Source organism: [Flexibacter] sp. ATCC 35208, from assembly GCF_001975825.1.
In the GTDB taxonomy this organism is placed as follows: domain Bacteria; phylum Bacteroidota; class Bacteroidia; order Chitinophagales; family Chitinophagaceae; genus Chitinophaga.
On the sequence record NZ_MTKN01000013.1, the window covers coordinates 28385 to 46076 of the forward strand.

The 17692-nt window shown below is 44.1% G+C and carries 4 protein-coding genes; all 4 read right to left on the reverse strand.

Annotation, left to right across the window (positions count from 1 at the left end; translation table 11 throughout):
- Positions 1 to 2: 2 nt before the first annotated feature.
- From BW716_RS10200 to BW716_RS10215, 4 genes are read right to left on the reverse strand one after another with little or no spacing between them, the layout of a single operon-like run.
- On the reverse strand, positions 3 to 4364 hold the full coding sequence (locus BW716_RS10200; RefSeq protein WP_083722439.1) for a non-ribosomal peptide synthetase: 4362 nt from the start codon (positions 4362 to 4364) through the stop codon (positions 3 to 5).
- Between the two features lie 12 nt (positions 4365 to 4376).
- Entirely contained in the window at positions 4377 to 11771 is a 7395-nt protein-coding gene (locus BW716_RS10205) for a non-ribosomal peptide synthetase (RefSeq protein ID WP_083722440.1), read from the reverse strand.
- Between the two features lie 11 nt (positions 11772 to 11782).
- Positions 11783 to 12802, reverse strand: coding sequence for a TauD/TfdA family dioxygenase (locus tag BW716_RS10210; RefSeq protein WP_083722441.1), 1020 nt, complete (start codon positions 12800 to 12802; stop codon positions 11783 to 11785).
- Between the two features lie 11 nt (positions 12803 to 12813).
- Entirely contained in the window at positions 12814 to 17691 is a 4878-nt protein-coding gene (locus tag BW716_RS10215; protein WP_083722442.1) for an aminotransferase class III-fold pyridoxal phosphate-dependent enzyme, read from the reverse strand.
- Position 17692: the final 1 nt, after the last annotated feature.

The window sequence follows — 17692 nt, forward strand, 5'->3', positions numbered from 1 at the left end:
CGTTAAATTGAATTAAGTATCTCATCCAGCTCCCTTGCATTAAGCCCCTGGGTATCTATTCCGGATAATGTTCTTTTAAATGAATAGGTATCACTCCGCAATTCGGTAATATATCTTTCAAGGGTAAGTATGTATAGCTGCAACAGCTCTTCAATGGCAGACCTTGTATAAACTCCCTGGTGATAAGAAATATCAATGCATAAAACACCATCTGTAATAATCAGTGTAAAGAAAACCGCAGAAGGCATATAAATTTCTCCCCCGATATCCTGTTGAAAAGAGGATATCTGATGAATGGAAAACGGAGTATTGTCCAGCGTATCTCCTTGTCCCAGGTAATTGAAAGTAAAAAACGGCTCATTACCATTTTTAAGCACATTTTCTTCCTTCAGGTATTTAAGACAAAGATACCCTTCTCCATTACCGGGTATTTGTTCCATCGCATGAATGGTTTGCTGAATGTTGCCCGCTACATCAGCATCCGGCATGCCGGAAAGCCTGATTGGGTATTTCATGGTAAACCAGCCAATCGTTTCTGCAAAAACAGCAGCATCACCGGTACTACTTCTGCCATGAGATTCCAGGTAACAGGTTATTTCGTCCATCCCATTCCACCTGCAGATCGTTTCAGACAGGCAGGATAGCAAGATCTCTTCGATCGATATTCCCATGCCATGGAGATTCATGTGCAGCAACTGACCTGTTTTCTCTGCGGACAAAACACCACTTCGCAATTCATAGTGACGGAATGTTTTTTCTATATGTCTTTCTGCCGGCCATTCATCTTTTATGCTTTCACTCATCTTTTCCCAGTAATCCTGTTCAGCGACAGAGATCTGCTGCACCCGCTGCTTCAAAGCAACTGACCACTGGTAATAAGACCCTGTAGCTGAAAGCTGAAGGTCTTCCGGGTTGGTCATCAGGTATAGCCGGGATAACTGTTCCAGTAAGATTCTCCAGGATACACCATCTATGATAAGATGATGTGCCAAAAGGAAGATCATGTCTTTTTCGCCATCGCGGAACAATAAACAGCGAAACAAGGGCCCGCTTTCCAGGTCAAACCGTGCCTGCCAGTATCTCATCTTTTCTTCTACCTGCTCATCAACGCTTGAAAGCACCAGGAAACAATCATTTCCAGGCATGTCCGCAGGTAATATTTTCAGGGTGCGTACATTGTCTGTTATTGGAAAAGTAGCGCGTAACATGGCATGTGAATGCCACAATTTAAGAATGGCTCTTTTTAGCCGGTCTTCATTCACCCGCTCTCCCGCATCCAACAGGATAGACTGATTATAATAATGAGGTTGTGTAATGTTATCGTTGAAAAATTTAATCTGCAAGGGTGTAAGTGGTACTTCCCCTGTGATGGCGGCATCTGCTTCAGGATGCGGATCATTTTCCTGCAGGTAGTTCACCAGCGATGCGATCGTTGAACACCTGAGGATATCTCCCACCTGCAATTTCCATCCTATATCGCGCATCCGTGCTACAACCTGGATAGCTTTAATGGAATCTCCACCTATACTCAGGAAATGATCATGTATACCTATCTGTGTTCTTTTCATTACAGTCTCCCAAACACCTGCCAGCAGTTTTTCCAGCTTTTTTTGTGGTGCTACATAATGATGCATACGCCCGCGTACTTCTTCGGGAGAAGGTAGTGCAGCCATATCCAGTTTACCATTTACATTCAGTGGAAATTTCTCCAGCGCTATCAGGTGAGGAGGATGCATGTATACAGGGAGATGGATGTTAAGCTGTGCCTGTATTTTATCTGTCAATAATTGTGTTCCTTCATAATAGCCTACCAGTTCCAATTCATTATCTGCATTCATACATGCCATTACAAAAGCATCATTCACACCGGCCACCTGTCTTATTACAGCCGCTATTTCACCCGGTTCTATCCGGTAACCCCGGATTTTGATCATCTGATCATTCCTGCCTGTATAACGGATGTTACCATCCGGCATCCAATAGCCTTTGTCGCCGGTACGATACAATTTGCTGGAAGTACCGGCAACAGGAATAAACCTGGCTGCTGTTTTTTCGTCATCCCTGAAATACCCGGCACCAACTGTTTTTCCACTGATATAAATTTCTCCCTCAATACCGGGTGAACACAACTCCATATCCGTGTTAAAGATGAATGCACTGGTATTACTGATAGGTTTCCCTACCAGGATTGTATGGAATGTTTCAGGCACTTTCCATACAATACAGCCTACCGTACATTCCGTTGGACCGTATTCATTATAGATATTCATCCCTGGATTTAGGGCCCTCAATATTTTAACATCACTTTCAAGTAATGCCTCACCTCCTACAATACAGGTGTTTATGTGAGTGGTATGCACATCCAGATATGGCAAAATCCGTATGTGTGATGGTGTCAATTTAATCGTATCTATTCCGGATAACCCTTTAAAGGAATCACTGATAAGTTGATTTATGTAATCCTGTTCTCCAAACACATATAAGGCAGCTCCTCTCATCAGCGTGCAGAAAAAAGAAGTAACGGTAAGATCAAATGCCAGCGTTGTAAATAATGGCATTACTCCCTCTGCAGCATCATTGAAATAATAACTGTTTGCCCAACGGGTATAATGCAACAGGTTATCCATCGTAATCACACAACCTTTCGGCAAACCGGTGGTACCCGATGTATATAATATGTAAACAGGATGATCAGCCCCGCATACCGGTAGTGAACGCGACAAACTGATTACAGCGGATTCTGCCAACAGCTGATCCATGGATACCTTTTTTAGCATCGTATCCATTGTACTGTCTGTGATGAGGAGTTTTGCATCAGACTGTTCCAGGATATACCGGATCCTTTCCTCCGGGTATTGCTTATCTGCCGGGATATAAGTAGCACCACTGAAAATAATTCCCCAGATAAGCGGCACCACTTTTTCTGTGCGGGAAACATGTACGACTACCCTATCGCCCGGAGAGATATCAAATTGTTCCATTAACGTTTCTGATAATTGCCTGGCGCGAAAGAACAGTTCCCTGTATGTCATACTTCCCTGCCCCCAGATCACGGCGTTACTTTCCGGGAAACGGGTAACCGTATCTATAAAAATATCTGTCAATGTTTCCTTATCATATAATATGTCAGTTCCAAATACCAGCTCATCCAGTATTTTCTTTTCTGCATCCGGGGTTAACAATACAGGAATATTTATTGCATCTCCTTCCTGTTCTGCAAAGGCCTTGATATATTGCAGCAGGGTATGGCTGATCCAGGCAAGTGATACTGCAGATATAGCCTGTTCATTCGCCTGCAATATGACTCTTGTTGTATCAACCCTTTCTTCCGCAAAAAACGAAAGCACAAATGGTTCATTAACAGATAAACTATCTATGCAGGCCGGCATTTCTTTCATCACCGTTTCAGGAAAATGTATACGCTCCAGGTATTCAAAAGAACAGGAATGTGCAGGCATCCCTTCCGGATTAAAATATTCACGGTATACCTCCAGACTCTCTCTTTGTTCTTTCAGGCTTAATATATCCTGCTGCTGTTCTTTTCGTATATGATAAGTGATTGCTTTGGCAAACGGACCAGGAATTTCTCTGAACTCTTCAAAGCTACGCCCGGAAGAAACCAGGAGATGTGATCCCTGTTCCTGCTCCTGGTATAAAGCGAGCAGGTTTGTCCATGCCCAGTACCAGATATCACATGGCCGGAGGTCCATTTTGAGCGCGATAGCGTTCAGCTCAGTTAACAGATCATCCGGGAGGATCACTTCCTGTGTAATATAGGTTTGTCCACCAGCATGCCCTTCTTCCAGCGTAAGGGTACATGCTCCTGTACCCGTTGTCCATGCAGCTTCCAATCCGGCGGGAAGCCCTTCATCCGGAGGGGAAAGTTGCTCCAGCCATTCCACATATTGCACAAACTCCGGAGATTCCGCGTTTATACCGGCAGTGGTGATCAGTTGTTGTGCCAGGTAACGTAAAGACCAGCTATCCAAATATACAGCCGGCGAGACGATGCCGAAATAAACCGGTTGTTCCTCAGTTGTCTGAAAGATGATCAGCCTGATGGCATCACTTTCTTCTTTTGTGAACATATTCCAGTTATCCGCGATGTCCTTTTCATCCGCTGTAATTACCTTTACTGTTGTGTGGTCTGCAGTTGTTATTTCCTGGAACGGGAGTAATACATTGTTGTTATAGGTAAATGTAGTCCGCAGAATGCTATGCTTATTTACCAGCTGGCGCCAGCGTTGTACCAGATCATGGGCAACAGGAACATTTATACGGAACAATGCATGATGAAATAGTTGCTTTTCCCTTGAATGTCTGAATATTCTTTTCTGTACGGGAGATATATGAAAGGTGCTCATAAATGACGATACTTATCTCTTAGTTAAAAATGCTTTTATACTTGATGACTGTGACGCCTGCACAGTTGCATTCTCCCTGGAGCTGATGTCCTTCATCAGCTCAGCAACTGTTAGTGAGTGATCGTGTACAGGTGCAAGCAGCAGCTGCTCCAACCTGTTGATACCACGCCTTATGCTTGATTCACTAAAAAACTGGCGATCAAACAGGCATTCTGCCATCAGTGCAGCGTAATCTGTTTTAAAATGCAATTCCACACTGAATTTCCTTACCATGTTCACAGACGATTCAAAAGGCAATACAGCAATATCTGGCAGGGATTTTATCTGTTCATCATACTGTTCCGAAAAATCATCTATATGAATTTCCATGGTACCGCGCGCTATATCCTCTTCCGCGGCTGAAGGAATCCATTGTGCAGTAAATGCGACGGTGTCATTCGTAAAACGGGTATACTGACGCTGTACTTCCTGTAGTAATGCACCCATACGCATACCAGGTTGCCTGGCAATAGTGATAGCCACTACATTCATAAACACGCCTGCAGTGTGATGCCAGCGCGGATCAAATCTTCCGTGTAAAGGTGTATAAACCGTGAGTGCAGCGGATTCTCCTGCTTCCATGAAAGACAATGCCTGCAGGCCTGTGATTACAGCAAATGAAGACACTTCATATAATTGTGCCAGGGCACGGATACTTTCCGGTACGCCTTCTGAAAACAGATGTTTAAAATAACCCTCTCCGCTTTTACCGGTTATTTCCTTTAATATTCCCGTACCCGCCAGCCTTTTACGATCAGGAACGAAAGGTGATACCTTGCTTATTTCATCTGCGTAATTACTATAGGATATGATATTTCCATTTTCAGTGGATGCATGATAATATGCAAGAATTGAAGTGAAGAGGATTTTAATGGTCCATGCATCTCCTATAAGGTGATGTAATTTAAAAGCAAAGAGATAATCGCCGGTACCATATTTCCGGAGATAACAATAACATAAGGGCTCCAGTGTAGGATCTATAACAATGGCAGACAATTCCTTTACGAAAGTCTCCTTGTCCTGCCCATCCATATGATCCTGAAACTGCACCTGTGTCACTTCAATTGCAAATGGTTTGCATAAAAGCCCATCGCCTGATAACCGGAAACGGTAACGGAGTGCGTCCTGTTCTTCCAGGACTTTTGTAGTTGCTTTTAACCAAAGGGATACATCCAGCGGACCTTTCAGTTCGAAAGCACCTGTCATCAGGTATTTTAGTCCACCCTGTAATTCCATATCAGCCCATATATGCTGCTGAATGGGAGTAGCACTGACCCATCGGTCCCGTCTCTCTTCCTGAAGGTCGATGTCCTTTTCTTTCGTATCCAGTAACGATGCCAGTTCATGAACCACCGGATAGCGGTACAAATCACCTAATGTAATGCGCTTCTTTTCCTGCCGGTAAATCGCTGAAATCAATTTTATCGCCATCAGGCTCTGCCCGCCGGCTGCAAAGAAATTTGTTAAACGGTCTGCAACGGTAATCCCCAGCAACTCCCTGTACAGCTCACATAGCAGTATTTCCGCCCCGGTTACTGCCACCGTTTCATGATCAGGAATATGCAGGAAGGGAGAAGGTAAACCTGTAATATCTTTCTTACCGTTGATGTTAAGTGGTATATGTTCAACCGGCACAAAAAATGCAGGTACCATATAAGATGGTAAAACAGTCCTGCATGCAAACATCAGGGCATCCGTTGTATAGTCAGCATACTCTTCTTGCAGCACAACATATGCCAGCAGGACCGGATGTTGTGCTGTTTCAAATGTATGATATACAACTACCGCATCTTTCACAGCAGGAAGTTCCAGCAGGCAACGGGTCACTTCTTCCGTCTCCATCCTGTTACCATTGATTTTTATCTGCTGATCCCTTCTGCCTATAAATTCAAGCAGTCCTCCGGGTAACCATTGTACCCAGTCGCCCGTGCGGTACCAATGCTGATGGTCTTCTTCATAAAAATGTTTCCCGGTTTCCCTGTCATTGTTGTAATAACCTTTTGCAAGTCCGGGCCCTGAAATATGTAGTTCACCGGGTACACCCACCGGCACCATCATGCCGTCGGTATCTACTACACGCACTTTTACATTTACAATAGGCGTACCTATTGACATGACAGTATCTGAAGGATTAATTTTTGTAAAGGTGGTACATACCGCATTTTCAGAAGGACCATAGGCATTAAATAAGGTATGCCTGTCTGCCAGCGCCTGCCCGGTTTTTACAGGCAAGGTTTCACCTGCCGAAATCAACACCCGCAAAGCGGATGGCAATGCGGATGGCAGTGCCTGCAGGTAAGCGGGGGTGATGGTTGCTACTGTAACAGCGTGTTCCGTCAGCCAGTCAATAAATAAATGCTGGTTGTGCATCAGACCAGGCTCCGGAATGTGTAGTGCCGCTCCTGAGAGAAGTGCCATGAATATTTCAGACAGGGAGGCATCAAATCCCGGAGACGACAACCATCCGCAACGGTCCGTTTCCCGGATACCAAAACCTTCGGTTTGTGCTGCAATCATGTTCATGAATCCACCATGCGTAATAGTGAGACCTTTGGGCACACCGGTGGTACCGGAAGTAAAAATCATGTATGCCGGAGATTCCTGATTAATGACTACAGGTGCATCATAATTATACAGAGGACGGTTGGTCCCGGGCACCCTGATATCTATTCCTGCCAGCAGGAAAGGCATACCGGATGTATTAAGTACCAGGTTACCTCCTGCCTGTTTGAGTATGGAATTAATCCGGGGTTCCGGATGTTTTGCATCTATGGGCAGGTAAACCGCGCCGCACTGCATAATAGCCAGCATGGTTACAATCGTTAATTCATTACCGGCTGCCAGTACCGGCACAACCTGTTCCGGTTCAACGCCCCATTCAGTCAGCAGTTCACTTATGATACCCACTTTCTTTCCCAGCATTTCATAGGTGGTACTTCCTGATGGCGAAACAACAGCTATACGTCCCGCATGTGTCAAAGATTGTTCCCGGAAGGCAGAAATGATTGTCATTTCAGGTAATAGTGCTTTACAAGGACCTGAAGCATACGCAAATAATTGTTGTTGTTCTGCATCGTCCAGCATCGGTATTTTACCTGCGGGAAGTTGCGCATCAAGTATCAGTTGCCTGGTAAGCTCCATGCAATGACGGGTCATGCGGTGTATAAATTCTCCTGAATAAAGAGAACTGTTATAGTCTACTGCCAGGTACAGGTTATTGTTATGCAGCGAAAAATTGAATGCCAGATCCACCTTGGCATTTGTACGGTAATTGTAGTCCATCTTTTCAAGCCGCAGACCTCCTTTCTCTATCACATTTCCATGTTCCCTTTCCTGGAAATTGACCAGTGCATGAAAAAGAGATTGCCCCTGCATCTGGTCACGGCTAACCAGCTCCCTGGCCAGCCATTCATAAGGATATTGTTTATGTTGTAACGCTTCAGCCAGTTCTGTGGCCCAATTATCAATTAATTGCAACGCATCCGCTGCAGGATCCAATGTATTCTTAAGCAGTATGGTATTCAGGAAAAAGCCTACCTGTTGTTCAAAAATCACATCCAGGCGATTATCTACCGGTACAGCTATTACCCGTTCTTTCACTCCGCTGTAACGATATAATAACAGATCTACGATACTCAATAACGCAGTGAAAAGTGTATGTTGATGTGTATTGGAAAATGCCAGCAACCCTGCTGTCAGTTCCTTTCCAAAGTCAACGGTATAAGTGTCTGCCATGTCTTCCTGTAACCGTGTTGTTTTACCCTGAGCAGGAATACCGGATGCAGGAACCGGGGTATTGAACTTACGAAGCCAGTATGCTGCACTATGCCGGTGCTCAGCGTTCAGCTTATTCTGCCATGCAGCATACTCCTTGTATTGCAATGGAGCTTTCAACACATTGACGGCATGTTCAGCTTCATAATAAGCAAACAGCTGATTCAGCAGGATATCTTCCGATAATCCGTCTGCAATGATATGATGCAGGTTAATCAGCAATAACCAATCTTCTGCAGCCACTTTGTAAACAGCTACCCTGTACAGAGGCAATACATCCAGCGCAATATACTGCTGACCATGATCCTCCAAAATTTTCCCTATATCAGCATCCCTGGCCAGTTCTTCATAATGATACTGCAGTGTACTACCTGGATGAATCTGCTGTTTTATTCCGCCTGCGCCGGTATCAACAAAGGTGGTACGCAGGGATTCAAACTGCGTAATCACTTTTTCAAATGCAGCAACCAGTCGTGTTAGCTCAAAAGGCCCACTGATGCGGTAAGCTACCGGCATATTATATGCAGTAGATAAAGGTGTGGCATGATGTTCCGTCCAGATACGCAATTGCTGTCCGGAGAGCTCATACATTTCCTGGGCAGGAAGTACTACGGGGCCTTCGGCAGGAGATGATTTTATATGATTTGTTATCTGGATGGCCTGCTGTGAAATAACAGGATACTCAAAGATATCCTTCAGGGTAAACGTAGTGTGAAACTGTTTATTTAATCTTGCCACCAGTGCAGAAGCTTTTATACTCTGCCCGCCGGATGTAAAGAAATGATCATTCCTGCCAATACGGTTTACCTGCAAAATTTCCATCCAGATAGCAGCTATCTTTTCTTCTGTTTCATTGATGGGAGGTTCAAAAGTTACAGTGTCTTCTTTTATTGTGAGGGTGTGCAACCGCAACTGTTTTTCATCTGTTTTCCCATTAACGGAGAGTGGCATATTTTTCACCTGGTAGAACTGTTGCGGTATCATGTAAGCCGGTAGCTTTTCACTGAGGGCTTTCAGCAACTGCTGTTTATCCATAACGGATGTGGCTTCATAGAAGGCAGCCAGTACAGGTTCATTCAACTGTTGCTCTACCAGTATATGCGCTTTTACAATTCCTTTTATACGGGTGAGATGGTATAAAATTTCTTCTGTTTCGATCCGGTATCCCCTGATCTTTACCTGGCTGTCTATTCTGCCAAGGAAAATGAGTTCTCCGTTTGGTAATCTTCTCACCAGATCCCCGGTACGATAAAACAGCGTATTCCCCAGCGTAATAAATTTTTCACCTGTGAGTGTGGTATTATTCAGGTAACCTTTGGCAATGCCGTTACCATAGAGATAAAGTTCTCCCATCAGCCCACGCATCAAAGGTTCCTGCCGGTTGTTAAGAATCATTGCCCGCATACCGGCAATAGGATTACCAATGGTGATCAACTCATCATCCGGCTGTATTTTCTTTACAATGCATCCCACAGTAGCTTCCGTAGGGCCATATTCATTATACAGATTTATTTTTTCATTCAGCCCGAACAGTAAATCCACCTGTGAGTGAAGCAATTGTTCTCCACCTGTGATCACAAGTTGTATGGAGGTGCTTTTAATATCCGTATTTTTCAGCAGGCTGATATGTGAAGGAGTCAGTTTTATGCTATCCACTCCATTCACTCCGGAAAAACATTCCTGTAATATTACATCTGCCTGTTTGGTTTCAGGGAATACCACGATACGTTTCCCTTTTACCAATGGTAAAAAGATAGTGGTAATGGTAAGGTCAAAAGACAATGGTGTGAACCAGGGAAAATTACCGTAATCATTATTTTTCAGATAATTATTATTACACCAGTGTATATAATGCGACAAGTTTTCCCTGCTGATCATACATCCCTTCGGCTTACCGGTTGTACCGGATGTATAAATGATATAGGCCAGATCTGTTCCCTGCGTTTGCGGCAGTGTGATGGTGGTGTTAATTTCCGTAGTATTGAATAAGCTGTTTACCGTACAGGTATTACCTGGGATATGCCGGTCACCCGGCAGTGCGGTCAGGATAAGTGCGGGTGATGCATCATTCAACACAGCATGAATACGTTCGTCCGGCTGGGACATATCAACAGGCAGAAAAGCAGCGCCCGTTTTCAGAATGGCCAGTATAACAGCAATAAGGTCTGCACTTCTGGATGCACATAATGCAATGATATCTCCGGGCTGAATACCTTTCTCTGCTATCAGGCATTTAGCCAGCATATCCGATTGCTCCTGTAAGGAGGCATAAGTATAACTTTGATGATCATCTATAACCGCTGTCTTAGCTGCATACTTATGACAGGCGGTATTAAACATCCCGAGGATATCCTTTTGTGTGGGATCCGGCTTTACCGGAGTAACAGAGAATGTTTCTGTGAGCTGGTTTACATCCGTGAGATTGTCCGGGAGAGCTGTTCCCTTTTCAAATAACTTTTGCAACACAACGTCCAGTTGTTCCACATCAGACTTTTTAAAACAGGCCGTGTTATAATTCCACCTGGTTGTGATGCCGGTATGATCTTCCAGTACATCCAGCTGTAAAGCGGCACCGGGTTGCAATACCTGCCAGTCATTCAAACTAACGCCTTCCGGCATTTTCACATACTGGATAATATAAGGAGTGGTATTAATAAGGTCATGACTGATATACTCAGCTACAGATTGAAGTTCTGACAGTAGCTTACCGGTTAAAGTCCTGAGTTGATGGAAGGAACATGTTTCGTCAAAAGTAAGCTGTAAAGGCACTACCTGGTCAATTAATCCTACTGTCTGATCCAGTTCATCATATATACGTCCGGGTAAAACAATACCTGGCCGTACCACGTTTTTATTGGTAAAATGACTGAGGAGTATAGCAAAAATCGCATAACAATATTCCCTGGTTATAACAGAAGAGAGTGGAATGGTATGTCTGCAGGTGGTTTCATATTTCCCGGCAATAACAGGCGCAGTACGATGAAACAGGAAAGGGGTAAAATCAGTCTGTCCGGATAACTGCTTGTTACACCAGTCCTTTACAGCTTCAGGTACTTCTTTTAATGTATCGTGTTGCCAGCTTACATATTGCGAATATGCAACGACCGGAATGGCGGCTATGCGTCCGGAAAAGAGTTCCTGGATGGCCACGCAAAGCTTTCCCATACTATGAAAATCAACTATACCTGATGGAAATTGCAGATATGCATTCCAATATCCTGCTGTTGTATCAGGAGCAGCCATAAATACGCAACTCATTTCAGTCTCATGCGGATAGTTTCTGCAATGCAGCAGGAAATCGGTGGCATTACCGGGATGGCTTTCCACAGCGATATGATAGCCGGAAACATCATCCGGCATAATTCTCTGCAATGGGTATACAAGATTGGCCTGTTCTACAAACCTGGTCGAAAGCGCCTCATGCTGTTGAAAAAGGCAGGTAATCATTTTTTTCAGAACCGGAACATCCACCGGGATAGTCGCTTCAAACTTCCAGTTACAAAAAACGGGGAGTCTTTCTCCTCCTGTTTTGAATATCACTTTCTGCTGTTCAGTAAGGGACAGGGTAATCGCGTCCAATAAAATACTTGTCATTGTATAAATAATTAGGCATGTTCCCCGAAAGGCTGCATCATTACTACATTAATTTCTCTTGCTCCGGTGAATGAATTACGACCGTGTGCCACCAGCATATTATCCATTAGCAGGATATCCTGATTTACCCAGGGGAAATACACACATTCATCCCGGTAGGCTTCAAAAATGGCGGTAAGAAAAGCAGGTTCAATGGGAGACCCATCTCCATAATAAGTATTGAAGGGCAGCTCGTCCATACTAGCAAATGCTGTACGGATTTCAGGGGCCAGTGCCATGAAGTTGAAGAAATAGCCATGATTAAACCAGATCTCTTCACCTGTAACAGGATGATTACGGATAGCAGGCCTGCACCATTTTATTTCCAGGGCATCCTTTTCCAGCCATTTAAAATTCAGTCCGTATGTTTTACAGTGCTGCTCAACGACGGCTCTATCTTCTGTCTGATATACTTCCTGCCATGACAGGCCTACTCCTTTTTGTAACAAACGGCGGTATAAAATGCCTTTCTGTTTAAAACTGCTGATAAGTGCATCCGGCAGTCGCTTTAATACTTTTCTTACATCAGCAATAGGTGTTTCTCCTCTTTCCAATGGTTGTTTTGAACAGTAAAAGGCAATCTTCAGCGGCCATGTATGAGAGTAGGACAGTTCATTATGCATATTAATCACCTGATCTGCCGGGTGCTCTGTAGAAGTATATAAATTGCCGCTGATTTCAGTACGGGGAGAAGATCGGTCTTTATACGACATCAGCTCTTCCCCGAATGCTTTCATCACTTCCTGGAAGGCATCTCTGTCCGGCACATCAAATCCTCTAAAAAGAATGGCGCCATATTTTTTTAAATCTGCCTCGATATCTGCCAGGTGATCTCCTATCCATGAACCCAGGGAGATACCATCTATAGCCGGCTTGTATACCATGGGGAAGTGACCAGGTAACATCGCTTCGCGCTGCAATATATCTTCCGGCAGATCAACGGTTTTAGGTTGTATATTTTTCAGGGAAAACTGGGGTCTGTTAAATTGCATAACGAATATTATTAGGGTATTTTGTTGGATAAAAGGCCGGTGATATTCTTTTTGCGGTGTGTCTGAAGGGCATTTGATTTTCTTTGCTGTTGCATTTCTCTGATGGATGCAATGAGTGCTCCAATTGCCTGATCCTGCTGGTCTATCAGTAATTCAAGCAGTTGTTGCCAGTCGCTGATCATTTCCTGTATCAGCAGATCAGGATATAGCGTACTATCATACACCAGTTTCAGCATAATATCTTCATGCCCTTCATCAAAGCGGAACTCCATTGGATATTTTCTCGGATCTATGGAAAGGCTTCCCCCTAAAGGGCGAACAGTGAGATCATTAAATTTCCGGTCATTATGATGGCGTTTTAACCGGAAGTTCTGCAGTGAAATTTCCACTTCAAAGAATGGGAATGTACTGCTACGGTCCCAGCATTCATTTTTCAACAGCTCAAAGGGATAATCCTGCTTTTCATACATCTCCAGCAGCAGGGTTTTAAGCCGGTTGAGAAAATCAACTGCGCTTTCCTCACTCCTGATATCAATACGTAATACCAGTATATTGAGGAAGTGGCCTATCAGCCTGTTCCATTTATTTTTACTTCTACCTGTAACAGGTGTTCCTGTAGTGAGATCTGTGGCGCCGGTATAACAATGTAATAACAATTGTGTAACGGCGGCTACTACAATAAATACACTCAGGTTCAGATCAGCCGCCAGTTGCTTAATTTGTGAATACATTACACCGCTTATTAAAAGCGTTTCTTCGCCTTTTCCCTGGCTACCGGTTACAGCCGGCATATTCATCGGGGCTATGTTACTTACCTGGCGATGCCAGAAAGATTTCAGTTGTTCATTGGTGGCTGTATTTTGTTCTTCTTCTATATATTGACGGTATTGAATAGGCTGTGATGAATCTCTTTTATTACCTGTTGTCAGTTCATTATAGGTATCGATCAGCTCATTGAACAAAATTTCCATTGACCAGCCATCGCAGATGATATGGTGGATGGTTACCGATACGATATAACGGTCCTCTCCACGCCGGCATACAGAGACTCTCCATAATAATTCATTGGCAGTATTAAATGGCTGGCTGTTCAACTCAAATAATACTTTCTCTGCTGCTGATTCGTCTTCCGGTAAAAAGATCTCGCTGAGCATAATACGGGCATCTGTGCGCAGTTGCTGCCGGGGTATCCCATCTTCCTCATAAAAGGACATGCGAAGAATTTCATGCTTCTGAAGCAGCAGGTTACATGCTTCCTCAAATTTTGCAGGAAGGAATGGACCTTCAATCAGCAGCGTTTCTGAAAGATTAAATGCGGATGAATCAGGCTGTAATTTCCAGGCCCACCAGATATTCTGTTGTGCATAGGAAAGCCTTGTATTAACTACCGGTACTTCTGTACGGATCAGTTGTGCGTCCAGTAACTCTTCAAAACTTTGCTTCACTGCATCAATAAAATAGCGGATATCTTCCTGGGTATGTGCAGTTGCTACATAACAGTTCCTCCCCTCCCATATGTAAATATTCTTTGCCAGCAGTTTATAAAAAAGCAGTTCATAATTTCCTTTGAGAACAAACCGGAAAAGCGATCCGAAATGAACCATACTTACCGGAAGATCTTTCTCTTCAAAATACCTGTTTAATTCACTGCAGATCTGTGCTGTTTTTTCTTCCAGTGATATATAGATATCAGGATTTGCTTCCAGGTAATCCAGCACCTGCATTCCGGCTTCCATGGCCAGCGGATGATGGCAGAAGGTACCAGCCACAAATGTATTGGTCACTGCAGGGTAAGAAGGATCACCATACGACCAGTGACCACCATCGACTGCATCCATAAATCTCTTATTCCCGGCTACAATGCCCACCGGTATTCCACCTCCTATAATCTTTCCATAAGTGGTGAGGTCCGGACGAACCTTTGTAAAAGCACGAATGCCATTGATAGCGAATCTGAATCCGGATATTACTTCATCAAAGATCAGGGCAATGTTATTGGCGGAAGTAATGCGCGACAGTTTTTCAAGGTATGCAGCCGGAAAGAAATCCGGTCTTCTGCTCTGCACAGGTTCTACCAATACAGCGGCTATTTCGCCTGCCAATGTGATAATATGTTCCAGGTCCTGTTCATTACCATACCGCAGCACAATTACATCCTGGCTAACGGTGTTGCTTACGCCGGGTGCCAGAGGCTCGGCATAAATTCCTTTTCCAGGTCTGGCCAGGATGCCATCAAAAGTCCCGTGATAGGAACCGGAGAAAAGGACAATCTTATTTTTACCGGTAGCTGCCCTTGCCAAACGAAGTGCTACCATTACGGCCTCTGTACCGGTGTTATAGAATGCCACACGGTCATTCCCCGTGATTGTACAGATCCTTTCTGCGAGCCGGCCTGCCTGGGGAGATAATGCTCCTAATATCAGCTGACGCTGTAATATATCCTGTAAGGCTTCATTCACAAAAGGAGGATTATAACCAAACAGGTGTACTCCAAATCCCATTGTAAAGTCCAGGAAACGATTGCCATTTACATCCCATATATGTGCGCCGGCGCCTTTTTCTGCCACCAGTTGATACACCATATCCTTCCACTTCGGTTTGAAGCCGGCAATATTCCTGTTATTAGCAAAATAGCGGCGGAAGTGTTGTGTTATCTCACGGGATCCTCCGCTTTTCTCCACAACCTCATTCACCAGTGCCACCAGTGCCTCATCCTGTTCATTCAGTTTCTGATCTGTACTAACTTCCGGTTGTTTATATGGAACATAGGCATTATCATCAGCACGTTCCTCCACATAAGCGTCTGCCGGCAACGAAACCTGCAGGAATTCCTTTAGTTTGCCAGGTGTATTGACCCGGTCGTAGAATACTGCAATTTCAATATTGATATGTTTATCATCCAGGATCATTTCCCGCATGTGCATCAACATGATAGAATCAAGACCAATACTGAAAAAATCATCTTCGTCGGTAAAGGCGTCTGTACTTAGTTCTGTAATCTCACGGATGATCCTGTTTACATACAATGACAATGATTCTGCCGAAGCATTTTTCACTTCAGCTGCAAGTGCCATAGTGGTTTCCTCCTGTTCCGGGTTAATAAATGCGCGGTATAAAGCGGCATCAATCCAGTACATCTCATGATCAAACTGGTAAACCGGTATGGGTACTTTTGTGCCCTGTATTGAAAATGCACCCGGGGTGATTATTTTAGAATGCAGGTAAGTATGTGCTTCTTTCAACAATGTTGTTGTATCCACACCAGGGGCTACCAGCAGTCTCTCTGTAGTATTAAATGATTGCAGGAGTTGGATAGCAGCCTGTTTATCAGTGGCAATAACTGCCAGTTTCTCTTCAAAATGATCCCGGCAATGTAATGCGGTAAATGCAATATCCGTGATTGCATATGTTGTATCCTTCAGGTAAAGCACATATGTTTCTACCAGTTTTTTTAAGGATCTTACAGATTTTGCAGACAGCATTAACAGGGTTGCCTCATCGGTTTGTTTTCCCTGATTTGCTTTGTGTGCTGATTGCAATACCATATGCACATTTGTTCCGCTAAAACCAAAAGCACTCACGGCAGCAAATCCGGATGCACCGGCAGGTAGATCCGTAAGGGTAGTAACTACTTTTACCTGGTCGTTCCAGCTGATAGCGGGATTGGGTGAATTATAGTGCAGGCTGGCGGGTATTTTTCCATGATAAAGGCATAAAGCTGTTTTTATCAGGGAAGCTACACCGGAAGCGGCTTCCAGATGTCCAATATTGGTTTTAACACTTCCTATATAAAGCGGATGATCTTGCCGCGATATTTTGTTATATACGTGTTGAATGGCTTCCACCTCAATCGGGTCGCCCAGTTTGGTACCGGTACCATGTGCTTCCAGGTATAGTACTTCACTGGCAGAAACACCGGCCTGTTCGAGTGCTGTATGCAGCAATCTCTCCTGTGCCAGTCCGTTTGGTGCAGTCATCCCGTTACTGGCACCATCCTGGTTTAATGCAGATCCCCTGATGATGGAGAAAATATGGTCTCCATCTCTTACGGCATCTTCATATCGTTTCAGGATAACAATACCACATCCCTCACCGCGCCCATATCCATCAGCACTTTCATCAAATGTTTTGCAACGGCCATCGGGAGATAATGCTCTTGTTTTAGAAAGACAAATATGCCCTAAGGGAGAAAGCTGCAGGTTGATGCCACCTGCAATCACAAGGTCTGTTTTGCCGGCCCGTAATTCCTGCATACCAAGATCTACAGCTACAAGAGAGGATGAGCAGGCCGTATCCACGACCATATTGGCTCCGGTTAGTCCTAACTGGTAAGCAATTCTTCCGCTGGCAGTAGCGGCAGCAGTACCTGTAACAGAATAAGGAGATATTCCTTTTCCGTAATTTTCTGTTGAAAAATATTTATAATGATCGTCGGACGCGGAGAGGTATACAGCTGTACCGGTGCCCATCAGGCTTCCCGGGCGGATATTTGCAGATTCCAGCGCCTGCCAGGTTGTTTCCAGCAATATTCTTTGCTGTGGAGACATATGTTTTGCCTCTGCAGGAGTAATTTTAAAAAAGGCAGCATCAAATCCTTTTACATCGGCTAAAAAAGTGCCACTGTTACAATAGGACTTACCCGGTGTATCAGGATTTTTATCATAAAACCAATTTTTATTCCAGCGATCTGCCGGTACTTCAATCACAGCATCCTGTTCATTACACAGATTATTCCAGAATGAGGCTATACTGTCCGCACCTGGAAAACGACAGGACATGCCAACTATAGCCACGGGACCATTTTCCTTTTTCTCCAGGGATTCAATTTTTGCTTCGGCCGTTCTAAGGCTTTTGTATAACTTCCTGACAAGGTCAATATTTTCCATCATC

Bases quoted from the DNA above. Each gene is read 5' to 3' on its own strand.
- BW716_RS10215 (WP_083722442.1), bottom strand. From the start codon at position 17,691: ATGATGGAAAATATTGACCTTGTCAGGAAGTTATACAAAAGCCTTAGA.
- BW716_RS10210 (WP_083722441.1), bottom strand. From the start codon at position 12,802: ATGCAATTTAACAGACCCCAGTTTTCCCTGAAAAATATACAACCTAAA.
- BW716_RS10205 (WP_083722440.1), bottom strand. From the start codon at position 11,771: ATGACAAGTATTTTATTGGACGCGATTACCCTGTCCCTTACTGAACAG.
- BW716_RS10200 (WP_083722439.1), bottom strand. From the start codon at position 4,364: ATGAGCACCTTTCATATATCTCCCGTACAGAAAAGAATATTCAGACAT.